The sequence below is a fragment of the Rouxiella badensis genome (assembly GCF_026967515.2).
Lineage (GTDB): Bacteria > Pseudomonadota > Gammaproteobacteria > Enterobacterales > Enterobacteriaceae > Rouxiella > Rouxiella badensis.
In genome coordinates, this window is record NZ_CP114062.1 from 4,204,417 (window position 1) to 4,228,230 (window position 23,814).

At 54.4% G+C, this 23,814-nt stretch carries 21 protein-coding genes; 12 read left to right on the forward strand and 9 right to left on the reverse strand.

The window, feature by feature from the left end; all coding sequences use genetic code 11:
• Nucleotides 1–20: 20 nt before the first annotated feature.
• The 9 genes from O1V65_RS19385 (at nucleotide 21) to O1V65_RS19425 (ending at nucleotide 9,861) form a co-directional block, all read left to right on the forward strand.
• Nucleotides 21–779 (forward strand): SDR family NAD(P)-dependent oxidoreductase, encoded by a 759-nt coding sequence (locus O1V65_RS19385; RefSeq protein WP_017492219.1) that lies wholly within the window; start codon nucleotides 21–23, stop codon nucleotides 777–779.
• 46 nt (nucleotides 780–825) lie between these two features.
• On the forward strand, nucleotides 826–1,386 hold the full coding sequence (locus O1V65_RS19390; protein ID WP_084912957.1) for a GNAT family N-acetyltransferase: 561 nt from the start codon (nucleotides 826–828) through the stop codon (nucleotides 1,384–1,386).
• Nucleotides 1,387–1,455: 69 nt separating this feature from the next.
• Nucleotides 1,456–2,028, forward strand: coding sequence for a cytochrome b (locus O1V65_RS19395; protein ID WP_017492217.1), 573 nt, complete (start codon nucleotides 1,456–1,458; stop codon nucleotides 2,026–2,028).
• Nucleotides 2,029–2,237: 209 nt separating this feature from the next.
• Complete coding sequence (locus tag O1V65_RS19400) at nucleotides 2,238–2,681, forward strand: RNA polymerase sigma factor (protein WP_017492216.1); 444 nt, start codon at nucleotides 2,238–2,240, stop codon at nucleotides 2,679–2,681.
• Nucleotides 2,678–3,469: an anti-sigma factor family protein gene (locus O1V65_RS19405; RefSeq protein WP_017492215.1), complete on the forward strand. Its 792-nt coding sequence runs from the start codon at nucleotides 2,678–2,680 to the stop codon at nucleotides 3,467–3,469. Before O1V65_RS19400 ends, O1V65_RS19405 begins: the two co-directional genes overlap by 4 nt.
• 293 nt (nucleotides 3,470–3,762) lie before the next feature.
• Nucleotides 3,763–4,425 (forward strand): sorbitol dehydrogenase family protein, encoded by a 663-nt coding sequence (locus O1V65_RS19410; protein ID WP_225741541.1) that lies wholly within the window; start codon nucleotides 3,763–3,765, stop codon nucleotides 4,423–4,425.
• Nucleotides 4,426–4,688: 263 nt separating this feature from the next.
• Nucleotides 4,689–6,089, forward strand: coding sequence for a cytochrome c (locus tag O1V65_RS19415; protein WP_416362469.1), 1,401 nt, complete (start codon nucleotides 4,689–4,691; stop codon nucleotides 6,087–6,089).
• A 65-nt stretch (nucleotides 6,090–6,154) separates the two neighbouring features.
• Nucleotides 6,155–7,786, forward strand: a complete 1,632-nt coding sequence (locus O1V65_RS19420; RefSeq protein ID WP_269129954.1) for a GMC family oxidoreductase — start codon at nucleotides 6,155–6,157, stop codon at nucleotides 7,784–7,786.
• Between the two features lie 446 nt (nucleotides 7,787–8,232).
• A complete protein-coding gene (locus O1V65_RS19425) occupies nucleotides 8,233–9,861 on the forward strand; it encodes a malate:quinone oxidoreductase (protein WP_026110719.1) in 1,629 nt (542 codons plus the stop codon).
• A 68-nt stretch (nucleotides 9,862–9,929) separates the two neighbouring features.
• On the opposite strand, the gene O1V65_RS19430 is transcribed toward O1V65_RS19425, so the two are convergent.
• A complete protein-coding gene (locus tag O1V65_RS19430; protein ID WP_017493248.1) occupies nucleotides 9,930–10,850 on the reverse strand; it encodes a ketopantoate reductase family protein in 921 nt (306 codons plus the stop codon).
• Nucleotides 10,851–11,046: 196 nt separating this feature from the next.
• Between O1V65_RS19430 and O1V65_RS19435 the strand changes: the two genes are divergently transcribed.
• A complete protein-coding gene (locus tag O1V65_RS19435; RefSeq protein ID WP_017493247.1) occupies nucleotides 11,047–11,373 on the forward strand; it encodes an NIPSNAP family protein in 327 nt (108 codons plus the stop codon).
• A 30-nt stretch (nucleotides 11,374–11,403) separates the two neighbouring features.
• Nucleotides 11,404–12,081, forward strand: coding sequence for a GntR family transcriptional regulator (locus O1V65_RS19440; RefSeq protein WP_017493246.1), 678 nt, complete (start codon nucleotides 11,404–11,406; stop codon nucleotides 12,079–12,081).
• On the opposite strand, the gene cytX is transcribed toward O1V65_RS19440, so the two are convergent.
• The gene (gene cytX / locus O1V65_RS19445; protein WP_227953630.1) at nucleotides 12,065–13,321 is read right to left on the reverse strand and encodes a putative hydroxymethylpyrimidine transporter CytX; all 1,257 of its coding nucleotides are present in this window, start codon (nucleotides 13,319–13,321) and stop codon (nucleotides 12,065–12,067) included. The two genes, O1V65_RS19440 and cytX, sit on opposite strands and share 17 nt — an antisense overlap.
• A gap of 276 nt (nucleotides 13,322–13,597) precedes the next feature.
• Between cytX and O1V65_RS19450 the strand changes: the two genes are divergently transcribed.
• Nucleotides 13,598–15,427 carry an ABC transporter ATP-binding protein gene (locus tag O1V65_RS19450; protein ID WP_017493241.1) on the forward strand — a complete coding sequence of 610 codons (1,830 nt, stop codon included), beginning with the start codon at nucleotides 13,598–13,600 and terminating at the stop codon, nucleotides 15,425–15,427.
• Between the two features lie 4 nt (nucleotides 15,428–15,431).
• Here O1V65_RS19450 and O1V65_RS19455 read toward each other — a convergent pair whose 3' ends face one another.
• The 7 genes from O1V65_RS19455 to pqqC form a co-directional block, all read right to left on the reverse strand.
• Nucleotides 15,432–16,559 (reverse strand): GNAT family N-acetyltransferase, encoded by a 1,128-nt coding sequence (locus tag O1V65_RS19455; RefSeq protein ID WP_017493240.1) that lies wholly within the window; start codon nucleotides 16,557–16,559, stop codon nucleotides 15,432–15,434.
• A 113-nt stretch (nucleotides 16,560–16,672) separates the two neighbouring features.
• Nucleotides 16,673–18,070, reverse strand: a complete 1,398-nt coding sequence (locus O1V65_RS19460; protein WP_017493239.1) for an MFS transporter — start codon at nucleotides 18,068–18,070, stop codon at nucleotides 16,673–16,675.
• A 289-nt stretch (nucleotides 18,071–18,359) separates the two neighbouring features.
• On the reverse strand, nucleotides 18,360–18,959 hold the full coding sequence (gene wrbA / locus O1V65_RS19465; protein WP_017493238.1) for an NAD(P)H:quinone oxidoreductase: 600 nt from the start codon (nucleotides 18,957–18,959) through the stop codon (nucleotides 18,360–18,362).
• Nucleotides 18,960–19,148: 189 nt separating this feature from the next.
• Nucleotides 19,149–21,623 (reverse strand): pyrroloquinoline quinone biosynthesis protein PqqF, encoded by a 2,475-nt coding sequence (gene pqqF / locus O1V65_RS19470; protein WP_269129955.1) that lies wholly within the window; start codon nucleotides 21,621–21,623, stop codon nucleotides 19,149–19,151.
• A gap of 1 nt (nucleotide 21,624) precedes the next feature.
• On the reverse strand, nucleotides 21,625–22,770 hold the full coding sequence (gene pqqE, locus O1V65_RS19475) for a pyrroloquinoline quinone biosynthesis protein PqqE (protein WP_017493236.1): 1,146 nt from the start codon (nucleotides 22,768–22,770) through the stop codon (nucleotides 21,625–21,627).
• A complete protein-coding gene (pqqD, locus tag O1V65_RS19480; RefSeq protein ID WP_017493235.1) occupies nucleotides 22,757–23,044 on the reverse strand; it encodes a pyrroloquinoline quinone biosynthesis peptide chaperone PqqD in 288 nt (95 codons plus the stop codon). Before pqqD ends, pqqE begins: the two co-directional genes overlap by 14 nt.
• Complete coding sequence (gene pqqC, locus O1V65_RS19485) at nucleotides 23,041–23,808, reverse strand: pyrroloquinoline-quinone synthase PqqC (protein WP_017493234.1); 768 nt, start codon at nucleotides 23,806–23,808, stop codon at nucleotides 23,041–23,043. Before pqqC ends, pqqD begins: the two co-directional genes overlap by 4 nt.
• Nucleotides 23,809–23,814 lie beyond the last annotated feature (6 nt).

Genomic DNA, 23,814 nt, shown 5'->3' on the forward strand with positions numbered 1-23,814 from the left:
CGCAACTCTGGAGTCTCAAAATGAGCAAAAAAATTGCATTAGTGACCGGCGCAAGCCGTGGATTGGGTAAAAATGCGGTATTAAAGCTGGCAGAACAAGGTATTGACGTCATTTTCACTTATAACAGCCAGCGTGAAGAGGCTGAATCCGTGGTTCGTGAAATTGAGGCTAAAGGCGCGAAAGCGGTGACACTTCAGCTCAACGTGGCTGAGAGCAACGGTTTTGATCCTTTCGTGGCGCAGGTAAAGTCACAGCTAGAAAAGGTGTGGCAGCGCGAGAATTTTGATTTTCTGGTGAATAACGCCGGGATTGGCGGCAATGCTTCTTTTGCCGAGACCACCGAGGAGGAATTTGATCTGCTGATGAAGATCCATCTCAAGGCTCCGTTCTTCCTGACGCAGAAGCTATTGCCGCTGATTGCCGACGGCGGCCGCGTGCTCAACGTTTCAACGGGGCTGACGCGTTTCTGTCTGCCGGGCTTTGCCGCATACGCCACGATGAAAGGCGGTATGGAAGTATTAACGCGCTATCAGGCGAAAGAATTGGGCGCACGCGGTATCTCAGTCAATATTCTTGCGCCGGGTGCTATCGAGACGGATTTTGGCGGCGGGGCAGTCCGTGACAACCAGCAAATTAATCAGTATGTTGCTAAAAACACCGCGCTTGGCCGCGTCGGTCAGCCCGATGACATTGGCGGCATGGTCGCCATGTTGTTGAGCGAGCAAAGCGGCTGGGCCAACGGCCAACGCATCGAGGCGTCAGGCGGCATGTTCCTGTAAAATTCCCCCGCTGGCGCGCCGATTTTCATCATGAAAAGGAGTTTTTATGCAGCCAGCGGCAGTGCCTGTCCTTAACACCGAACGTTTAATCCTCCAGCCATTGTCTCCCGAAGACGCACCGGTTATTCAGCGCGTCTTTCCGCACTGGGAAATTGTGCAGTATCTGGCGGCCGCCGTTCCCTGGCCATTCCCCGATAACGGCGCGCACAATTACGTCAATAACGTGGCGCTGGCCGCGGTTGCCGCCGGTACCGGCTGGTTCTGGACGCTGCGCCACAAGGATTCGCCTTCGGAGTTGCTTGGCGTTATTTGCCTGACCGATGCCGAAGACAATAATCGCGGGTTCTGGCTGCGCCCGGAATGGCAAAGGCAGGGAATCATGGCTGAGGCCAGTATGGCGGTCACCGATTTCTGGTTTAATACTTTGAATCGCGAGGTGCTGCGTGCGCCTAAGGCCAGCCTGAATCGGGCCTCAAAACGAATTTCCGAGTCTAGCGGCATGCGGCTGTTACGGGTTGAGAAAAAGGCCTACGTCGGCGGTGAGATGGACTCCGAGCTGTGGGAAATCACCCGCGATGAGTGGAACGCGCTGCATCAAAAAAAATAATTTAAAAATGAGCGAATAAATTTCCGTGCCTGGGTGTTTACTCCGATATCGAACATCTGGGGCACGACTATGAAAAATAACCCTCTTTCTCCTTCGCGTAAACGCTATGACCATCTGACCCTATTGCTGCACTGGCTGACCGCCTGGATGGTGATTTTTCTTTTTGCCAGCGCCCATATCTGGGAGGTCCTTGAGCGAGGCACACCGCTGCGAAAAGCGTTGCAGTCGCTGCATATCTCAACCGGTATTCTGCTGGCGATGGTGATAGTCTGGCGTCTGCTGTGGCGGATAACGCATCCTGCCCGACTCGACGCTATTCCGATGCCGACTGCGATGTTGCTGTTATCTAAGCTCACGCATTGGGCGCTCTACGCCCTCCTGCTGGCGCAAATTAGCCTCGGTTTTCTCTTTCGCTGGGCGCAGGGCGAGCCTTTTTACTTCTTCTCGGTATTTCCTATCCCTGACGTTTTTGGTATCGACTCGTCGCTGCGACGTACCTTCGGCATGCTGCACAATAATGTTGCCTGGGCGCTGATCGTGCTGGCCGGTTTACACGCTCTTGCCGCGTTATTTCATCATTACGTGCTGCGTGACGGGACGTTACGGCGAATGCTCTCTTCGACAGACAAAGAGGCCCCCTGAAGCAACGCATTGCCCTGCTATTATCAATAAGAGGTCGCTCTCGACGGTCGCTGTACCAATATTCAGGAATATTTCGAGGAAGCCTATATGATTAAAGCACGACCTGAATCCTGATGATTTAATGGCAAAAAACTAAGGCGGATAAAATTACCTCCCCTAATCTGCGTAATGAGCTGAGTCTTTGTCTGGCGCGTTTATGGCGTTACGCCATGGTGTTGTCAAAAAAACGTGACGTTGCAGATGACCTTGTGCAGGCTACCTGCGTGCGTGCGCTTGAACGTGCCCAGCAGATTAAAGAAGGTTCGCCGATCGATCGCTGGTTTTTCTCCATTTTGCATTCAATCTGGATCAACGAAGTCCGTGCGCAGCAAGTCAGACGCGGTCAAGGCTTCGTTGATATTGACGAACTCAATGCCACCCCCGTCGAGTTCGACAATCAGCGCCAGGCCAATCAGGTAATGCAGCGCGTCAATCAGCTGCCCGAAGCGCAGCGTAATGCGGTGTTTTTGGTTTATGTTGAAGGCTTTACTTATCAGGAAGCTGCGCAAACGCTCGACGTGCCTGTCGGGACCATCATGAGCCGCCTCGCCAGTGCCCGACTGACGCTGGCAGGAAAATCGGCGGCGGCTTCTCACCGGGGGAGAACATCATGACCGATAATCTTTCTCTTTTTTCTAATGACGACACGCTGCTGGTGGCCTATTTAGACAACGAGCTAAAGGGCGACCAGCGACGCGCCCTCGAAAAACGTTTGCAGCATGATGAGGCTTTGTCTACCCGCTTGTCCCAGCTTGAGCAGACCCAGTTCGATTTTGGCGCAGCTTTCTCGCCAATGCTGGACCAGGCTCCCGTCGCCGAGATGCAGAGCCGGCTCGACAAACTGGCGTATATTCCGACGGCGGAAGCGACCAAGGTTGGCTTAAGCCGCCGCAGCCTGCTGGCGGCCGCGCTGAGTTTCCTGATGATTGGCGCAGGAGTGGGGCGTTTCGTTCTTTCCCCCGACCCTGACTCTGCTGACCAGAGCTGGCGCGATCGGGTTGCTCAATATATGTCGCTCTACACCGCCGATACGCTGGCCGACGTCTCGGACTCTCCCGCCCTGCAACAGCAGGAGTTGAACCGCGTAGCGAAAGAGGTGGGCATTGCTTTAAAGACGCCCCAGTTAAAGATAACCGGAGCACAGCTTAAAAATGCCCGCATCCTGCGTTATGACGACTACAACATTGCGCAAATTTCCTGGTTGGACGAGAAATATGGTCCACTCGCGTTATGCATAACGCCAAGCTCCCGCGCGGGCGCTCAGGCGCAGATCGCGGAAAAACGTCTGGGGATGAACGTGGTGTATTGGCGTCGCGAGGGGTACAACTTTATGTTAATTGGTCGAGCTCCCGAGCGAGATATTCAGCAGCAGGGCGTCGAGTTATTAAATAATATTTCATGATATGAAAATGGATGTGAAAAAAATAATCATCAACAATGTAATGAACCTATTGGTTCGATATTTGAATGCCGTTAGGGGTACTAAAAATAATACCTAAGATTATTTTTATTAGAACGTAATTTCAAAAAATAAATTATCCGATAAATAATGTATGTAAAATTATTGTTATGAATTTGTTTAAACAATTCAATGAAGTTTGTTACATATAATCATGATTTTGTTACATTTAACGCCGTAATAATGAGCCGATAACTGTGACTCCCATCACAAATCCCCCTATGATGAATCCGGGCATGCGTTCTGCATCAACCCACACACCCATCGTGCGTTTAATTTTTTCCTATTCAATGTCATGCAAACAGGGTTTTGCTTTAGGGAACAATGTGAAAAAAAACAATAATTCAGAGGATAACTCTGAACTGAGCAGCAACGGTCGTTCACGACGAAATTTAATTTCCCGTTCCGGCACATTAATCGCCAGCTTTGCTTTAGTCTCCGGCGGATTAACCTCCACCCCGGCATTAGCGGCCAACTCAAATAACGATTCTGCCGATTTCGATGGCTTTATTCGTTTGTCGCGTTTACTCACAGGACATAATAGTCTGGATATTCAGCTGGGCGAGCGTCTTTATTCCGCACTTTGCCAGAAAAATACCCAATTCGCCGGTGAGGTAAAACAGCTCAGTGAATTCGTGAAGCAAAATAATATTCCCGATGTGGAAACGCTGGACGAAAAATTAAAACAACAGCCTTTGCATGATCCTATGATGACAATTATCAAGGCCTGGTACAGCGGGGTTATCGAGCCCGGATATCACGCTACGGTCTATGGTTATCAGCAGGCGCTAATGTATCAGATCCCCCGCGATGGCATGGTTATTCCGACCTATGCTCACAACGGCCCTGACTATTGGGTGGCGAATCCGCCTCCGGTTGATCGACTGCTGACGTTCTAAAACCCCAGGCGCTAGCCTGAGCAGGTTTGTTTGACCGGCGTTAATTCTCCGGCAGCACGAGATAACGATAAACGTCATTTTCACGTCTGAAGGTTTTTTCTCCCGGAAAAAGCCCGCGGCTTTCTATGGCCAAAATTCAGCGCGCGTATTTATAAAATGAAAAGATTATGGAGAGCAGGTCCTTGCCAACAAATTACTCACTAACCCGAAAAATGCCGTTCAGGCGAGCCTTCTATTTTGCGGGCATTGCCGCAGCGGCCCTAATGGGGTCAGCGGTGTCGCACGCCGCAGAAAGTCTGCCGTTGGCCGCGCCTTCCGACCACCAGACCGGCGCTGACCTCATCGCTCGTGGTCAATATTTGGCGATTGCCGCCGACTGCGCGGCCTGCCATACCGATCCCAGCAGTAAGAAAGTGTTTGCGGGTGGTTACGCGATTCACTCGCCGATGGGGATCATTTATTCGTCCAATATTACGCCCTCAAAAGGGTTCGGTATTGGAAACTATACGGAAAAGCAATTTTCCGATGCCGTGCGTCAGGGGATTCGCGCAGACGGGAGTCATCTTTACCCGGCGATGCCTTATCCGTCCTACGCTGGCTTGACCGATGCCGATATCCACGCGCTTTATGCCTACTTTATACATGGCGTAAAACCGATTGATGAAAAGCCGCAGCAGACCAAGCTGAGTTTCCCATTCAACCTGCGTTTCTCCATGGCGGGATGGAATCTGCTGTTCCTGCACAACAAGCCGTTTACCCCCGTGGAGTCTGAGGATGCCACCTGGAATCGCGGAAAATACCTGGTCGATAACGTCGAGCACTGTAGCGAATGCCACACCCCGCGCAATGCGCTGATGGCGCTTCAGAGCGGAAATGCACTGTACACCGGTGCCATGCTGGGCAGCTGGCATGCGCCAAATCTGACCAGCGATGCGGTGAGTGGCCTCGGTGGCTGGAGCGATAAAGATCTGGCGCAGTATCTGCAAACTGGGCACGTCAACGGCAAGGCTCAGGCTGCCGGGCCTATGGCCGAAGCGGTGACCAACAGCCTGCAATATCTGCATGACGATGATATCAAAGCGATCATTGCTTACCTGCGCACCCTGCCTCCGGTTCGTGACCCGTCACAGACCCAAGCAGCGTCGGAATTTGGTACCGGTTCCAACTCTGACACCGCGACGCGAGGCATTCATCCGATCTCCAAGTTCCTTTCTGCCGAGGCTTCGGGACAAACCCTGTACGACGCCAGCTGTTCCAGCTGTCATCAGCCGGACGGTAAAGGCACGCATGACGGTTTCTATCCTTCGCTGGTGCACAACACTACGCTGGGCGGCGACTCACCGGACAATCTGGTATCGACCATCCTGTTTGGCGTACAGCGCACGGTCAACGGGAAATCCGTACTGATGCCAGCATTCGGCCCGTATTCGGACGTGCAGGCGCTTAGTGACAAGCAGGTCGCGACGCTAAGTAATTATCTGTTCAAGCAGTATGGCAATCCGCAGCTGTCCGTGACCGAAGAGGACGTGAAAACTATTCGTCAAGGTGGAGCGACGCCGCTCATTGCACGCGTGGCCGGTCCAGCAACCCTTGCGGGTGGTGTGATTGTCGTGATTTTGGTTGTGCTGCTCGCCGTGTGGCGTCTGCGCCGCAAACGCCGCTAAGCGCGACGTGTATCGAATGATTATCGCGCGCAGCAGGGCGCCTACAAAAATTTTAGAGGTTAAAAATGTCTAATGAATTGAGTGCAGACGTCGTCGTGATTGGCGCCGGGATTTGCGGTGGTTTCGTGGCGCAAGAATTGGCACAGGCCGGATTATCGGTACTGGTGCTAGAGGCAGGGCCGCGTTGGGAGCGTGCTCAGGTCGTTGAAAATTGGCGTAATATGCCGCCGGTGAATAAATCCGAGTCTGATTATGCGACGCCTTATCCGGCATCGCCTTGGGCGGTTCATCCACAGCTACACCCTTACAACGAGTACCCGCAGGTTGATGGTCCAGACGCCTCTGCCTACCGTCAGGGGGTGGTGCGCGGCGTTGGCGGTACCACCTGGCACTGGGCCGCCTCGACCTGGCGTTTTCTGCCGCATGACCTCCAGTTGTACAGCACCTATGGCGTAGGCCGCGACTGGGCGGTGACCTATGACGAGCTAGAGGATTATTACTACCGCGCGGAGGTGGCGATGGGGGTCAACGGGCCGAATGACACCACGCTGAAATACGTTGCGCCGCGTAAGCAGCCGTTCCCGATGGAGCCGATGCCTTATGGACCCGCTGACCGCCGGTTCACCGAGGTGGTCGCCAAGGCGGGTTACGAAAATACGCCGGTCCCTCAGGCGCGTAACAGCCGCCCTTACAACGGACGCCCTCAGTGCTGCGGCAACAACAACTGCATGCCGATATGCCCCATTGGCGCAATGTTTAACGGTATCCATGCCATTGTAAAAGCAGAAGAATATGGCGCTAAAATTATCTCTAATGCGGTTGTTTACAGCATGGAAACCAACGCCTCCAACGAGATTGTGGCGGTTAATTTCTACGATCCGGACAAGAAGTCGACCCGTGTGACCGGCAAAACCTTCGTGCTGGCGGGCAATGGTATCGAGTCGCCCAAGCTGCTGCTGCTGGCTGCCAACGATCGTAACCCGAACGGGATTGCCAACAGCTCGGGCCATGTCGGTCGCAATATGATGGACCATCCGGGCATTTTGATGAGCTTCCAGGCGGCAGAACCTATCTGGACCGGCGGCGGTTCCGTGCAGATGAGCTCGATTACCAACTTCCGCGACGGTGATTTCCGTCGCGATCGTTCCGCTATTCAGATCGGCATGAACAACACCTCACAGAACCATAAGGCGGGGGTCAAGGCTCTACAAATGGGGCTGGTGGGTAAAAAGCTGGACGAAGAAATTCGCCGCCGTGCGGCCTGCGGTATGGATATCTATGTGAACCACGATATTTTGGCCAACCCGGATAACCGCCTGCGCCTTAGCACCACCAAAAAAGATGGGCTGGGGATCCCGTATCCGCATATTACCTATGACGTGGGTGAATATGTGCGCCGCGCTGAACCAAGCTCTCGCCAACACCTGCAACAGATTGCCGAGCTGTTTGGCGCGACAGAAATTGAGTCCACGCCTTATTTCAACCCAAACAACCACATTATGGGCGGCACTATCATGGGCCATGACCCGAAAGATTCGGTCGTAGACGGTTGGATGCGGACCCATGACCACCGAAATTTGTTTATCGCTTCGGGCGGCGCGATGGCGTCTGCGGGCACGGTCAACTCAACCTTGAGTATGGTGGCACTTTCTCTGCGTGCGGTTGACGCTATCAAGAAAGACATGCTTCACGCTTGATTTATCGGTGTAAATTGCAACTGGGGCATTCAGTCCCCCGTTGCTTAATCATTCTGTGCGGTTTTTAATCACCGCACTTTTTTAATTCTTACTAATGTTCACATTTTAATCGCCAAAATCCCCTTTTTTATTTCGTCTTTTAATTCAACTTATTGCGGATTTTTGTCCTGTTTTCGGAAACGTTTTACGTGAATAACTGGTTAATTTTTTCCCATAACTATGCCATTATCATAATATTTGAATTATTAAATTTATTATCGCGTAAGTGGCAAAAATGTTATGTTAGTTACGTAGATTGGTATTTTTTGTTAAAAATAACCACTAGATTAGTGTGGAAAACACTGGCCGCTTTTGAATACTCCCGGTATTGAGAAGAGACGAAGCCGCCTTGGTCACAAGGAACGTTGGGTTTTTCACCTGCTTTAGCTAAAAGTGAGAAGTGAATCATGAAAAATCGACTATCCAGTGCTCTAGGCATGGGCCTGATGGCGCTGTCTAAACACGCGGCAGCGGCGGAAAATAAAATCGTTGATGTTGTCCTGATCGGTGGCGGAATTATGAGCGCGACCTTAGGCACGTATCTCCAGGAACTGGAGCCTGACTGGTCGATTAATATGTATGAGCGACTGGACAGCGTGGCTGACGAAAGTTCCAACGGATGGAATAACGCCGGTACAGGCCACTCGGCGCTGGCCGAGATGAACTATACCCCTGAGAAAGCCGACGGTTCGGTTGAAATCGCCAAGGCGGTTGAGATTAACGAGGCCTTCCAGATTTCTCGACAGTTCTGGTCCTATCAGGTCGAGAAGAAAGTGCTCGGTGAACCCCGCTCGTTCATCACCAGCGTGCCGCACATGAGCTTCGTCTGGGGCGAGAAAAACGTCGAATTCCTGCGTAAACGCCATGCGGCGCTGCAAACCAGCACGCTGTTCCGCGGCATGGAATTCTCGGAAGACCGCGCACAGATCGAAAAATGGATCCCGCTGGTGCTGGAAGGCCGCGACCCTAAAGAGAAAGTGGCGGCGACCCGCATCGAAAGCGGCACCGACGTCAACTTTGGCGCAATCACCCATCAGTTGGTTGAATCTCTGCGTAAAAAACCAAACTTCAGCCTGAATCTCGGCCATGAAGTTAAGAACATTAAACGTAATGCGGATAAAACCTGGACCGTGACCTTCTCAAAGAAAGGTGGCCGCGAACACAGCGTAACAACCCGCTTTATCTTTATCGGTGCCGGTGGTGCGTCCCTGACGCTGCTGCAAAAATCAGGTATTCCAGAGGCTTCACGCTACGGCGGCTTCCCGGTCGGCGGCGAGTTCCTGGTGACCGATAACCCAGAAATCGTTAAACGCCATCAGGCCAAGGTTTACGGCAAGGCGTCCGTGGGCGCACCGCCAATGTCGGTGCCGCACCTGGATACCCGCGTGCTCGACGGCAAAAAAGTCTTGCTGTTCGGACCTTTCGCCACCTTCTCGAGCAAGTTCCTGAAAAATGGCTCGCTCTGGGATCTCTTTGGCACCGTTAACCTGCACAACATCTTCCCGATGGTGCGCGTTGGCCTCGACAACTTTGATCTGGTCAAATACCTGATTAATCAGGTGATGCTGACCGAAGAACAGCGTCTGGCTGCGCTGAAAGAGTATTTCCCGGATGCCAAAAAACAGGACTGGCGTCTCGTGGTTGCCGGTCAACGGGTGCAGATTATCGAGAAAGATGGCAAGCAGGGCGGTGTACTACGCCTCGGTACTGAAGTTGTCACCTCGCAGGACGGCTCGATTGCCGCACTGCTTGGCGCTTCACCGGGTGCTTCTACCGCTGCGCCAATCATGCTTGAGCTGATGGAGCGTGTCTTTAAAGACAAAGTGGCGACGTCAGAATGGCAGAGCAAGCTTAAAGAGATGATCCCTTCTTACGGCCAGAAGCTGAACGGTAACGTTGAGTTGGCGAAGCGTGAAATGGATCGCACCAGTCGCGTTCTGCAGTTGGAAATCGAAGCGGTTAAACCTGCCGTTGTCGTTCAGCCTGTGGTTCACGTGCAGGAAGAAGAGGCAGAGCAGGAAGAATTCACCTCCTAATCTCTTCGTTCTTACACGCCCCCTTTTCGAGGGGGCGTGTATTCCACGTCACTTCCCCTCCCGGTTGATTATTTCCTGATATTTTCCTGATAAACCGACATATGCGTATAGGCGGCGTTGACCAGTGGCGTGTTTAATCCGGCTTTTTCAGCGATCGAGACCAGAGAACCGAGGATTTGTTCGGCCTCAACCGGCAGACCCTGAGTCATATCGCGGTACATCGAGGTCGTCTGTGTCGAGTTTTCATTAGTCAACTCTTTGATAGTATTTAGTTTAACGTGCGGGCGTTCCCGGTAACCGCCTGCGACCACGATAGCGACCACCTCCTCGACGAACGCCGAAATAAACGCCGGTCCTCCCGCCGCACGGCTGACTTGCCCCATATTGCCGCGCATCAGGCAGGTAATACCGCCCACGCTTGCCAGGAACAGCCATTTTTCCCACATCTCGCTGACAATATGGCGCGATAGCCGCGCCGTAAACCCGGCGTTTTGTAATAGGTCATCCAGCTTCACAATGCGTTCTGAACGTTCACCGTCAACTTCGCCATAGATGAGCTCGTCGAGCGCTGTCATCTGGTGTACCTGACCTTCGGCATCCAGAGTGGCGTTGATTCTGCAAAGTCCACCGATTGCCCTATGCTTTCCGAATCTTTGCTGAATCTTTTCCAGATGATGCATGCCGTTCAGCACCGGTAAAATCAGCGTCTGCTCGCCGACGGCCGGAGCGAACTCCTCCATGACCGCCTCAAGGGAAAAACCTTTCACCGTCAGGATAACCACGTCAAAGGTGTCTTTCAGCTCTGAGGCCAGCACCAGCTTGGGTTGTACGCAGGTAATACCCTGAGGGGTATGAATGTTCAGCCCGCTTTTTTTCAGCGTCTCCCCACGCTTCTCGCGCACCAGAAACGTCACGTCTCTGCCTGCCTGTGCCAGACGTCCGCCGAAAAATCCTCCCGTTGCCCCGGCTCCCACTACCAGAATACGCATGCTGATTTCCTTAATTGTCATTGCCGCTGTGATTAAAACGAGGGTTTAAATAAACCGTATTTCGCTACATCGAGGCAAGAGATATTGGCTGCCAACGCACTTTGACACTATTTTGCAGCGAAAGCGGGTCTTTCCTGGTGTATATATTAGGAGGTCGAAGGGCCGACCTCAGGCTCACTCATTCAGGAGAAAAAACATGATCGTAGAGATGCGGATTTACCACTGTGCGCCAGGTCGCTTGCCGGCGTTGCATGACCGTTTTAGAAACATCACGCTGGCATTTTTCGATAAATACGGCATCAAACAAATTGGTTTCTGGACCACGGTTGTCGGTACAAGCAACCATGCGCTGACCTACATGCTGCAATGGGAAAGTCTGGCCGAGCGTGAGCAGAAGTGGAACGCCTTCCAGTCCGATCAGGAGTGGTTAGCTAAACGTCTCGCCACCGAGGCAGAACAGCCGATCGTTGAGCGAATCGAAAACCATTTCTTGTCACCGACTGACTACTCGGCGCTGCGTTAAGCACGCGTTGCGTTGGACTGGAACTCCATGATGTCTTCTGAAATTGGCCTGGTGCGAGCCGAAACGCTGCGTTTTCAGGTAGAAAATGTATTACGGCAGGCGATCGTGAACGGGCATTTTGCGCCGGGAGAACGGCTTGTCGAGCGCGAGCTTTGTGAGAAGCTCGGGGTCAGTCGCACCTCGATTCGTGAAGCATTACGAAAACTCGAAGCCGAAAAACTGGTGAATATCCTGCCACACAAAGGCCCGATCGTGGCCAGCCTGTCGTTAAAAGAGGCCGCCGATCTGTACGCCATGCGCGGCCTGCTCGAGGGCTTTATTGCCCGCGAATTTTCTCAGTCGGCCAGTGAAGCAGACATCCTGGCGTTAGCCGCTGCGATAGCGCAATTACGCAAGGTGAGTCTTAGTGAAGACAGGGCCACAGTGCTACAGGCCAAAAATGCGGTTTATGGCATTATGTTGGCGCACTGTGGCAACGAGCTGGTGACGGAGTCGCTGACCACGCTGCATTCGCGAGTCAATCTGCTCCGTGCCACCTCACTGCTGCAACGAGACCGCTTGCCCGAGAGTCTGCGCGAGATAGACGCGGTCTTTCAGGCTATCAAGGCGCGTGACGGTGATGCGGCAGAGAATGCCGCACGCCATCACGTCGCCAATGCGCAAAAGTCGGCGCTGCAAACGTTAAGTTCCCTCAGCGACGCTTGCTGAACAACCAGCAGAACAGCGCCGCAATCAGCAGCGACGGCAGCGTCGCACCCAGGTTAGGGTAAAACTGTGCTATCAGATGATAAGTCGCAATACCGAGGATCCAGGCGGCCAGCGCGCGCCCGTCCAGACTGCGGGTAGACGGCTCACGACGGCGAAGCACGAAGTAGTCCATCAGCACGACGCCAAACAACGGCGCAAACACTGACCCAATCAGCAGCAGGAAATTCTCGTAGCGGTCAAGTGGAACCCCCCAGGCAATCAGCGTACAAATCAGGCCGATAGCCCAGCTCAGCTTGCCGATGTTTATCGGCAGCAGTGTGCCGGTCGAGAGCGCGGCTGAGTGAATGTCGGCAAAGGTATTCTCGTGCTCGTCGATCAGGATGAGCAGCAGCGGAATACCCAGCGCGACCCCCGACAATGCCAGCAGCAGCGCATTGCTGTCCTGAGAGCTGACGAAGGCCAGCGTGTAGGCCGCGCCCAGCGCCATCATCCACAGACTGCCCAGGAAGAAGCCGCAGGCGGTGCCAAGGAAGTTCTGGCGTGAGGTTTTGCCAAAACGGGTGTAGTCAGACACCAGCGGTAGCCAGGACAGCGCCATCGACACGACAATATCGCAGGCCAACGCAAACGGCATGCTGCCGTCTCCAGCCTTATGCCACAGTGCGGTGAGCGACGTATGCTGGATGAGGTTTACGCTCAGCCATGCGCAGCTGGCAATCAGCAGCCAGATGCCCCAGCGGCGCAGCACGACGCGAATGAACGCCAACGGCCCGCACACGGCTAGCAGCGTGGCGAGGAAGCCGAAAACCCACGTCCACAGCGTCGGATTTGCCCACAGGCTTTGCGGCCCCCAGGCCTGTTTGGCAAGCAAGCTCGCGGCGTCACGCATGACGATAATTTCAAAAGCGCCCCAACCAATAAGCTGCAAGATATTAAACAGTGCAGGCAGGGCGATGCCTCTTTTCCCGAGGCTCAGGCTCAGGGAAGACATTGATGAAAGGCCGGTTTGTCCACCAATCACACCGACCAGCGCAAGCAAAATCACGCCGACCAGCGTGCCGGTAAAAATAGCCAGCAGCGAACCCGCCATACCCAGGCCAGGGGCGAGAATCGCACCGGCCTGCAAAACCATGAGACCCATCCCGAGTGAAAACCAGAGCGAGAACAGATCGCGCCAGCCGAGTACGCGCTTCTGCGCCGCAACCGGCTGCGCAGGCGTGTAAATACTATTGTTTTTCATGTGGTTAATGCCGTTAAAAAGCTGAGCGCTTTTTATACCATACTCCGTGAGTTTGCGTGATGACCGGCGCACTTTTTGATAGACAGACCTTTAGCCTCACGCCTTAAGGTATCGAATGTTGCAGACAACTCTGCCCGCAAACATTCCACAAAATGCACTAAGCTTTGTTTTTATAGCAATTTCATTATTGGACCGGGGCGATACAGCCCTCGACTACCCATTCCAAAGCTAAATTCTATAGCTAGATTTTATTACTCCAGGATATGAGAGGCGTGTATGTTGTTCCGTCGTTTTGAACGGTTGATTGATGTTTTTAAAGCTCCGCCTAATGCGGCGGCACCCAACCAGGTTTGGCCCTTTTACTTTTATTATCTGCGTCAGGTTTGGCCCAGCTTTATCGCACTGCTGATCGTTGGCCTGATTGGGTCACTGATCGAGGTATCGTTGTTCAGTTACCTCAGCACGATTATCGACCTGACCCGTTCCACGCCGGCCGGTAGTTTCTTCAGCGTGCACGCCGGGGAACTGCTGTGGATGGCGGCAGTGGCCCTCATCATGCGGCCCATTTTTATCGGACTGCATGACCTGCTGGTGCACCAGACCATCAGTCCGGGCATGACCAGCCTGATCCGCTGGCAGAACCATAATTACGTGCTGCGGCAGAGCCTGAACTTCTTCCAGAATGATTTTGCCGGACGTATCGCACAACGCATTATGCAAACCGGCAACTCGCTGCGGGATTCTGCGGTGCAGGCGGTGGATGCCATCTGGCACGTGGTTATTTATGCCGTCAGTGCGCTGGTGCTGTTTGCCGAAGCCGACTGGCATCTGATGATCCCACTCATTGCCTGGATTGTGCTCTACAGCCTGTGCCTGTGGTTCTTCGTTCCTCGCGTCAAGGCGCGGTCGGTGGTTTCCTCCGAGGCGCGTTCCAAGTTGATGGGGACCATCGTTGACGGTTACACCAATATCACGACGCTCAAACTGTTTGCTCATACCGATCTCGAGCAGGAATACGCCCGCGAAGCCATCAGCGAGCAGACCGAGAAAACCCAGCTGGCAAGCCGTCTGGTGACCAGCATGGACGTAGCGATAACCACCCTTAATGGCCTACTGATTGTCGGCACCACCGGCCTTGCGCTGTGGCTGTGGACCCAATCGCTGATTAGCGTCGGGGCCATTGCGCTGGCGACCGGTTTGGTTATCCGTATCGTCAATATGTCGGGCTGGATTATGTGGGTGGTGAACGGCATTTTCGAGAATATCGGCATGGTGCAGGACGGCCTGCAAACTATCGCCCAGCCGATTGCCGTGACCGATAAGCCGCAGGCACCAAGGCTTAAGGTCAACCACGGTGCGATTCACTTTGACCACGTAACCTTCAACTACGGCAAAGAACGCAGCGTCATCACCGGACTGGATTTAGCCATTCGTCCGGGTGAGAAAATTGGGCTGATTGGACCGTCCGGCGCCGGCAAATCGACGCTGGTTAACCTGTTGCTCCGACTTTATGACCTTGATGGTGGCAGGATACTTATCGATCAACAGGACATCGCCGAAGTTACGCAGGAGAGCCTGCGTGCGCAAATCGGGATGATTACGCAGGACACCTCGCTATTGCACCGTTCTATTCGCGATAACCTGTTGTATGGTCGCCCTAACGCCAGCGACGAGGAGCTGAACCGAGCCATTCGTCAGGCGCGTGCCGATGAGTTTATCCCGCAGCTTTCTGACCCGCAGGGCAGAACGGGACTGGACGCGCACGTCGGTGAGCGTGGGGTGAAACTTTCTGGCGGACAGCGTCAGCGTATCGCCATCGCTCGCGTACTGCTGAAGAATGCGCCGATTCTTATCATGGACGAAGCGACGTCGGCGCTCGACTCCGAAGTCGAGGCGGCTATTCAAGAGAGTCTGGAAACGCTGATGACCCACAAGACGGTGATTGCTATTGCCCACCGGCTGTCGACCATTGCCAAGATGGACCGCCTGGTGGTGCTGGATAAAGGGCAGATTGTCGAGATTGGCAGCCACGGTGAACTGTTGGCGCAGAACGGTCTTTATGCACGCCTGTGGCAGCATCAAACCGGCGGTTTTGTCGGCCACTAATCGCCTAAGGCTGTGGCTGACGATAAGGCAGCGCGTCTCGTGCTTCAATGGCCCAGGCGCGCACGCCTTCCCGCTCTTGCCCAAGATACTCTTCAACCGCGTCGCGCAGTCCGGGATGGCGTAAATAGTGCCAGGAGTGCGTCAGCACCGGTTCAAATCCGCGAATAAGCTTGTGCTCACCTTGCGCCCCCGCATCGAAACGCGCCAGCCCGTTGGCAATCGCGTAGTCCATGCCCTGATAGAAGCAGGTCTCAAAGTGCAGCCGGTCAAATTCCGCCAGGCAACCCCAGTATCGGCCATAGAAAGTGTCGCCGCTGACCAGACTGAAAGCCATCGCTACCGTCTGGCCGCCCTGCGTGGCCAATACCACGCGGATATCCTCTGGCATACGCTCGGCCAGCAGACTGAAGAAATCGCGCCTGAGGTAAGGCGATTGCCCGCGCACGTGATAAGTGTTGGCATAGCAGGCGTAAATAAAGTCCCACTGCGCTTCTGTGACCTCTGCCCCCTTCAGCCAGGTAAATTCAAAGCCCTGCGCCGTAACCTGCTCGCGCTCCTTGCGCATCTGCTTGCGTTTACGTGAGGTCAGCGTGTCGAGGAAATCCTGAAAATCACGATAGCCGCGGTTGTGCCAATGATACTGGCAGCCAAGGCGGTGCAACCATTCGGACTCGCCGGCCATCAGCTCATTATCTCGCGGGTCGGTAAAATTGATGTGTGCGCCGGAGAAATCATGCTGTTCCAGAAAATTGGGAACGGCGCGCAACAGCTTCTGGGCTGCATCGTGTGCGCCCAGCAGTCGACGTCCGCCGACCGGGCTAAAAGGCGCCGCACCGAGCCATTTGGGATAATAGGGGATTCTTGCACGATAGCAGGCGTCGGCCCAGGCATGGTCGAAAACGTATTCACCCGAAGAGTTTGATTTACGATACCCCGGAACCGCGGCCAGCGTCTTACCGTTTTCCTGCCATAAGAGATGCTGGCTCTTCCAGCCCGATCTTGGCCCGAAGGTGCCGCTGTCTTCCAGCGCGGTCAGAAATGCGTGTCGCAGGAAAGGTTGCCCGGCAGGAACCAGCGCATCCCACTGCTCGGCGGGCAGCTCACCGAGATGCTCAAGGGACGTTAACGACATAAATTTTCCCCGATGGAGTGCAAGAAGGAGTAGGCAATAATAATGACACCAGTACGGAAAATTAAAAAGCCAGACGCTTAGGCAATCTGGCTTTTTGGGTATGGGTCTGCGTTTCAGCGAGACAGCGGGTGCCCGGCCTTGAACGCGACGCTTTTTTCGAGGGCTGCATCGGTAGGGTCTTTGCGGACACGTTCGATAGGCCCCATTACGAACAGGAACAGCAGGGCACCGAGGATGCAGTGTGCGCCGACGAACAACAGGCCCATGCTGTAATCACCTGTGATGGCAACGATATAGCCAAACAGAATGGGCGTGACTATTCCGGCAATATTGCCTACGCAATTGAAGATGGCACCGGCCAACCCGACGGCCTCTTTTGGCGCAGTGTCGCTAATGACGGTCCAGGTCCCCGCGCCTGCCGCCACGCCTTTGCCGAAGAAGGCGAATGACATGATGGCAACAATCCAGACATTGCTGTCAATGACGGCGGCACCGATGAGCGTTGCGGCCATCAGCATGCCGACAATATAAGGGGCCTTACGCGCCCAGGAGAGCGACCAACCTTTGAGGAGCAGGTAGTCGGAGATATATCCGCCGAAGATTCCGCCTGCAAAACCGCAGAGTGCAGGGGCGATGGTGGCAAATCCGGCGTGCAATATATCCATGCCGCGGGCCTGCACCAGATAAATGGGGAACCAGGTAATAAAGAAATAGCTCAGCGCGATAATGCAATATTGGCCGAGGTAGGCGCACCACAGCATTCTGTTGGTCAACAGTCCATTAACGGTTGCGCGCGATAAACGTGATTTGGCTTTACGCTCATGAACGGAATCAATATCAACCAGACCGCCGCCGTCAATAATATGATCCAACTCCTGCTGCGACACTAAAGGGTGATGGCGCGGCTCACGCATAAATGCCATCCAGACAAAGAAGGCGGCAACGCCAATAATGCCTAATACGAAGAACGGCCACTGCCAGCCGAATTCTGACACCAGCCAGCCGGAAAGCGGTGAGAATATCGCGACGGCAAAATATTGCGACGAAGCGAACAGCGAAGACGCTCTGCCGCGCTCGGCCTTTGGGAACCACATAATGGTGACGCGAGCATTGGCGGGGAAGCTCGGTGCCTCGATCAGTCCAAGTAAAAACCGCAGGCTGAACATAATCATTAACGCGCTGGCCATGCCACGCTCAAACTCGCCGACGAAGCCCATCGCCAGCGTGGAGAGCGACCAGAGCACCAGCGTGACGCCATAGACTCGCTTCGCGCCAAAGCGGTCGAGAAACAGCCCACCCGGAATTTGTCCTATGACATAGGCCCAGCTGAAAGCGGAAAGAATAAAACCAAGTTGAATAGATGAGAGGCCAAACTCGTCTTTAATCGCCGACCCTGATATCGATAAAATAGAACGATCCGCATAGGCTACGACCGATAAAAACAAAATCATTAATAAAATTCCTATGCGGACATAGGATTTTTTCTCAGGACCCTTTTTCGACCATACCATTTTATTTTCCTTTTAATTTTAAAAGGCAAGTTCGCTGACGTATCAAATATAGGATGGCGGTCAGAATGGGGTCATTGTGCTTATGTTGAAAAATAACGGCGAGAAATCAATAAAGTTTATGAAAGCATCCAATTGACTATGAGGTGGTGCACAGAGTTTTTCAAAACCTCGAATTCACCGACGTTGTTTTCGTAATCTGTGAGGAAGGTCCGGGAGATATTCAGAACTGGAGAACTTGACGGGGAGAATGCTCAGGCAAAGACGGCGCTTTGCCTGAGTCTATCGGGCGTTAAGCCTTGAGTTTCGCGGCAATTTGCGCGACATATTGGCCCTGATGACGGGCAATGGCCAGTTCGCGGGTGTCGGGCTGACGAGATCCGTCGCCGCCGGCTATGGTCGACGCACCGTAAGGCGTGCCGCCGCCGACTTGAGAAATATCGAACAACTCACCGGTGCTGTAGCCGATGGGAACGATAATCATGCCGTGGTGTGCCAGCGTGGTCCAGGTGGAGGTAATGGTCATCTCCTGGCCGCCACCGGTGCCGGTAGAGGTGAAAACGCTGGCGACTTTGCCAACCAGTGCCCCTTTGGCCCACAGACCGCCGGTTCTGTCGAGGAAGTTACGCATCTGCCCGGACATATTACCAAAGCGAGTCGGGGTGCCGAGAATGATGGCATCGTAATCAGCCAACTCTGACGGGTCGGCGACAGGAGCCGCCTGATCTGCTTTACCACCGGCTGCTGCAAAGGATTCCGCATCCATCACTTCAGGCACGCGTTTAAGCGTAACTTCAACGCCAGCAACGCTTTTTGCACCCTCTGCAACGTTCTGCGCCATAGTTTCTATGTGACCATACATTGAATGATAAAGTACCAGAACTTTAGTCATCTTTGGTTCCTCTTTTAGGGGCGTAGGTGTCGAATCAGTACCCAATAACTTCGCGAAGAATTTACTTAGTAATCCCACGAGATGCTCCACAACGTTGGACAGTTGATGAGTTAAAGATACATCCTCACCCCAGATTGGTCACATAACAACCGCAAACTTTTGACCGGTTCGGTCAGTTTTATTGAATATTCAGAGGGAATGCGGGGTATTTGTCAGCCGCCACCATCGCGCTTGTTGCTCACAAAGCTGTCGGTGGAAGTGCTGGAGCTGTAGCCGCGTGAGGCGCGGAACGGTCTCGGGAGTGAGTGCAGGGGAGAAAGTGTGCTGGGCTAGCCAGCGATCGCGCGCCTGTTGTTGCTTGTCCTGCGGGGTATTTTGAAGATTTTCAATCAGCGCAGTGGTTTTTTCAACTAACACATCGTCGGCAATATGGGCGATATTTGTCGCCATTTCCTCGATGAATTGCCTTATTTCAGTCATTATCTGTTCGCGGGTATGGCTCGGCGACTGCACCGCAAACAGTATACCGCTCTCGCCCGCCGTCTGCATAAAGCGGCAGGTAACCACGTAACCGATGTTTTTTTCGACCCGTAGTCGTTGGAAGAACAACGGCTCGAACAGTGAAGCCATAATCTGCCACGCCGCGAGGCAGGACGCGGTTGATTCAACCAGCGGGCAAAACAGCAGTACGGCGGCATCTTCACCCTGGGTGGGGAAGCGATACTCTGGCCGTGCTGGCTGTGGCGCAGTGACCGCAAAATGTCGCGCGTTTATCTTGCCAGGAAAATGGCTCAACAGATGCGATAGCGCCGTTTGCAGCTCGGCGTCTCCGCCATACAGCGCGGCATTCCAGCTAAGCCTTGGCAGCGTTTCAACGCCATTATCGTCGTCACGTTCACTCTCGTTTTCAGCGCCCTTATTTGCCTCGAAATCTGCCTCTGGCAGCTCGCCGGACAACAGCCGTGGCAACTGGTTCAGCAGGCAGCGGATGGCGATATCGGTTTGCAGCGCTTGCCGGGCCTGAACGGCCTGCCTTTCTCCTTGTGCACGCAGCGTTGCGGGCAGGGCTGAGAGTCGGGTCAGCAGGTTATCGAGGGTATTGACCATTAGCCCGTTATCGCCGCTGAGCAGCAACAGCCATTGGCCCTGATGGCGCTCAAAGGACAGGTTGCCGCCCGCGTGGGCACAGCCTGCGGCAATGGCGCGCAGGCTGGCCTGAAGAATATTGGCCCAGCGCAGCGGCAATGCCTCACCCTGGGCAGGGCTGAGGATCAACACCCCATTTTCGTTATCACTCTGATGATGCGCAAGTTGAACGGACTCCGCGGGCAGCACTGGAGCCGAACGTCGATCGCCAAGGGGATAAAAGGCCAGCGTTGGCGGCGCTGAAATTTCGGTAGACCAGTCAGGAATTGTCGCCAAAGGCAGTGAAAATCCCTGAATATGCCGGTTTTCTGCCGTAATGTCGGGGGTTACCCATAATCGAGTCATATTGCTGGCAACAAGCTGGTTCAGTAGCTGCTGCCAGTCGCTGACAAGCGCGGTATTCGCGGCATCGACGGGAGGGAAACCGAATGCGGTGGTGCGCAGCTTATCAACCGGCGTCAAGCGGGCAAACTCCTGCGTAGCGAGACCGGCGTAGTGCTGTAGCTGGGGGGGACTCAAGGAAGACAGCGTGCCCAGCCAGTGAGCGAAAATCGTTTCAGTCTGCGTGGCGGCAGGCCGAAGGGTTCCCGTGAGCATAAATTCAAAGGTGACGATAGACCCATTATCGCTGCTGTACGGCAATAATAGCTGCGCGTTATCGCAACATCCCTGCTCGCGAAGCGCGGCCAGCAGGCTATGCTCTGCCTCGTCGGTTGCAAGCTGACGCAGCAGGGTAAGCGAGGAAGCATTGGCGCGATGAATATTTTCTAGCCCGAAAGACAGGTGCAGGCGAGGTGCACCTTCATTACGCAGCGCGAAGGTCTGCGCGGCGTTAATTCTCAAGGGTTCGGTCTTTGGCACAGCCGCGCCGTTGGCGGCAGGCAATATGCCCGCATAACGTTCGGCCAGCGCCGCCAACTCCTCAATGGGCTGCGGCCCTAAGAGCTGAAGCGATAAATTGCCGGTATGAAAGAAGCGCTGCTGATAGTCACGCAAAGCCTGCTGGAGAGCGTCGATATCATCGCCAAAGTGCGCAAGCGTACCGACGTGAAACCGCGCCAGTGCGGCGGGGGAATCGAACGCGGCACCCAGCGCCGCCTCGCATAAGGTCTCAGCATCCGTGGTGAGCATCCGATATTCGGCGTCAATGACGGTGATTTCCTGCGCAACAGCTTCTCGAGAGAGCAACGGCTGCGCCAGCATATCGACCATACGGGCAAAACCGTCTTCCAGCTTGGCCGCAGGGATATCAAAAAACCAGGCGGTAGCGGTCGGCAGCGTGGTGGCGTTGAGGCGTGCGCCTTCGGCCTGCGCCCAGCCCATCAACCGCTGGTCACCCTGATAATGCTGGCTACCGGCAAAGACCACGTGCTCGTGAAGATGCGCTAATCCAGGCCACTGCTCGGGTTCGTGATGGCTACCGGCGGCCAGATGAAACAGCGCGGCCGCGCGTGACGCCTGCGGGTCATGAGTCAACGTGACCCACAGGCCGTTCGCCAGCCGCTGCCGTTGCTGCATATCAGGCTACCGGCGTCTTGAAGATCAGCTGCTGGGAGTTTTGGCGGTTGCGGAACTGGAGCTGACTGACCTGAATATTGGTGCAGTTGGCCTGCTCGCGCGCCTCCAGAATCTTGCCGTGATGTGGCGACTTGGAGCACACCGGATCAGTATTATCGGCATTGCCGGTCAGCATAAAGGCCTGACAGCGGCAGCCACCGAAGTCTTTTTCCTTTTCCGAACAGGAGCGGCAAGGCTCCGGCATCCAGTCGAAGCCACGATACTTGTTAAACCCAAACGAGTTGTACCAGATGTCCTGCAGCGATCGTTCGAGCACCGAAGGGAACTCCACCGGCAGCTGACGCGCGCTGTGGCAAGGCAGGGCCATACCCTCTGGCGTGACGCTGAGGAAAATCGAGCCCCAACCCCCCATGCAGCCTTTCGGGCGCTCTTCATAATAGTCGGGCGTCACGAACAACAGGTTGGCAAGATTGCCTTTGTCGGCCATCTTCACGCGATAATCGGCGACGACGGCTTCTGCATCAGCGATTTGCTGGCGCGTCGGCAGCAGGCCTTCACGGTTCAACTGCGCCCAGCCGTAAAACTGGCAGGTCGCCAGCTCGACGTCGTCGGCCTCAAGCTCAATGCTGAGTTCGATGATTTTGTCGATCTGATGAATATTGTGGCGATGCAGCACGAAGTTCAGCACCATCGGATAACCGTGGGCTTTGACCGCTTTTGCCATGTCCAGCTTCTGCTGGAAAGCCTTGGCAGAGCCTGCTAGCGCGGCGTTCAGCGTCTCGTCGCTTGCCTGGAAGCTTATCTGAATGTGGTCCAGACCTGCTTCGGCAAAGGCGTCGATCTTCTTCTCGGTTAAGCCAATGCCTGAGGTTATCAGATTGGTATAGAAACCGAGATCGCGTGCTGCCTTAATAAGTTCAGGCAAGTCCTTGCGCACCAGCGGTTCACCGCCGGAGAAACCTATCTGTACAGCGCCCATCTCGCGGGCCTGTTCAAACACCGTAATCCATTGTTCGGTGGTCAGCTCTTTTTCCTGCTTGGCAAAATCAAGCGGATTGGAGCAGTAGGGACACTGCAACGGACAACGGTAAGTCAGCTCCGCCAGCAACCAGAGCGGCGGTTTGACTTGGGGTTTAGGCAGGTTCACGGAAAATTATCCACTTTTGTTCGTAGGCTTGGGCAAAAAACTCTTTCACGTCTTCGTCAACGCCGCCCGCTTCCGGGAAGCGTTGATTTAGCCCATCAATGATTTCAGACAGCTGACGTTTACCGTCGACGTTTTCTAAAATCATCGCTGCGCTTTCGTTAAGTGTTGCCATGCCTTCAGGGTAAAGGATCACGTGGCTGTTCTGGGTCGGTTCCCACTGTAAACGGAAACCACGACGGAACATCGGCACCTGATTGACGTTAATTTCGATCACAGAAGCTTCCCTCTATGCCACACCGGCTGCTGCGTTACGCTGTGGTAAGGCGCGCGGTTAAGCTCATAGGCCATGGTCATTGAGTCGAGCATGGTCCACAGAATGTCCAGCTTGAACTGCAGAATTTCCAGCATACGCTGCTGCTTCTCAACAGTATTACAGTACTCCAGCGCTAACGCTAAACCGTGCTCTACGTCGCGGTTCGCTTGGCTCAGTCGGCTGCGGAAATAGTGATAGCCTTCAGGCTGGATCCACTGATAGTGGTTCGGCCAGCTGTCGAGGCGCGACTGGTGAATCTGTGGCGCAAACAGCTCGGTCAGCGAGCTACAGGCCGCTTCCTGCCACACTGCGCGGCGGGCAAAGTTGACGTAGGCATCAACGGCGAAACGTACGCCCGGCAACACCCTTTCTTCTGATAGCAGCACGTCGCGCTCAAGGCCTACGGCCTCACCGAGTTGCAGCCAGGCTTCAATGCCGCCTTCGCTGTCGCCTTGCCCGTCGTGGTCCAGAATTCGCTGTACCCACTTGCGGCGGGTCTGTGCATCCGGGCAGTTTGCCATGATGGCCGCGTCTTTCATCGGAATACTGGTCTGATAATAAAAACGGTTTGCGACCCATCCCTGAATCTGCTCACGCGTGGCCTGGCCGTTGTGCATGGCGATATGATAAGGATGGTGAATATGATAGTAGGCACCCTTGGCGCGCAGGGCCTGTTCAAACTCTTCTGGCGTCATCAGCGCCGCAGAGGCATTAAATGAGTTCATTAACGG

Bases quoted from the DNA above. Each gene is read 5' to 3' on its own strand.
- O1V65_RS19385 (WP_017492219.1), top strand. From the start codon at position 21: ATGAGCAAAAAAATTGCATTAGTGACCGGCGCAAGCCGTGGATTGGGT.
- O1V65_RS19390 (WP_084912957.1), top strand. From the start codon at position 826: ATGCAGCCAGCGGCAGTGCCTGTCCTTAACACCGAACGTTTAATCCTC.
- O1V65_RS19395 (WP_017492217.1), top strand. From the start codon at position 1,456: ATGAAAAATAACCCTCTTTCTCCTTCGCGTAAACGCTATGACCATCTG.
- O1V65_RS19400 (WP_017492216.1), top strand. From the start codon at position 2,238: ATGGTGTTGTCAAAAAAACGTGACGTTGCAGATGACCTTGTGCAGGCT.
- O1V65_RS19405 (WP_017492215.1), top strand. From the start codon at position 2,678: ATGACCGATAATCTTTCTCTTTTTTCTAATGACGACACGCTGCTGGTG.
- O1V65_RS19410 (WP_225741541.1), top strand. From the start codon at position 3,763: ATGCGTTCTGCATCAACCCACACACCCATCGTGCGTTTAATTTTTTCC.
- O1V65_RS19415 (WP_416362469.1), top strand. From the start codon at position 4,689: ATGGGGTCAGCGGTGTCGCACGCCGCAGAAAGTCTGCCGTTGGCCGCG.
- O1V65_RS19420 (WP_269129954.1), top strand. From the start codon at position 6,155: ATGTCTAATGAATTGAGTGCAGACGTCGTCGTGATTGGCGCCGGGATT.
- O1V65_RS19425 (WP_026110719.1), top strand. From the start codon at position 8,233: ATGAAAAATCGACTATCCAGTGCTCTAGGCATGGGCCTGATGGCGCTG.
- O1V65_RS19430 (WP_017493248.1), bottom strand. From the start codon at position 10,850: ATGCGTATTCTGGTAGTGGGAGCCGGGGCAACGGGAGGATTTTTCGGC.
- O1V65_RS19435 (WP_017493247.1), top strand. From the start codon at position 11,047: ATGATCGTAGAGATGCGGATTTACCACTGTGCGCCAGGTCGCTTGCCG.
- O1V65_RS19440 (WP_017493246.1), top strand. From the start codon at position 11,404: ATGTCTTCTGAAATTGGCCTGGTGCGAGCCGAAACGCTGCGTTTTCAG.
- cytX (WP_227953630.1), bottom strand. From the start codon at position 13,321: ATGAAAAACAATAGTATTTACACGCCTGCGCAGCCGGTTGCGGCGCAG.
- O1V65_RS19450 (WP_017493241.1), top strand. From the start codon at position 13,598: ATGTTGTTCCGTCGTTTTGAACGGTTGATTGATGTTTTTAAAGCTCCG.
- O1V65_RS19455 (WP_017493240.1), bottom strand. From the start codon at position 16,559: ATGTCGTTAACGTCCCTTGAGCATCTCGGTGAGCTGCCCGCCGAGCAG.
- O1V65_RS19460 (WP_017493239.1), bottom strand. From the start codon at position 18,070: ATGGTATGGTCGAAAAAGGGTCCTGAGAAAAAATCCTATGTCCGCATA.
- wrbA (WP_017493238.1), bottom strand. From the start codon at position 18,959: ATGACTAAAGTTCTGGTACTTTATCATTCAATGTATGGTCACATAGAA.
- pqqF (WP_269129955.1), bottom strand. From the start codon at position 21,623: ATGCAGCAACGGCAGCGGCTGGCGAACGGCCTGTGGGTCACGTTGACT.
- pqqC (WP_017493234.1), bottom strand. From the start codon at position 23,808: ATGAACTCATTTAATGCCTCTGCGGCGCTGATGACGCCAGAAGAGTTT.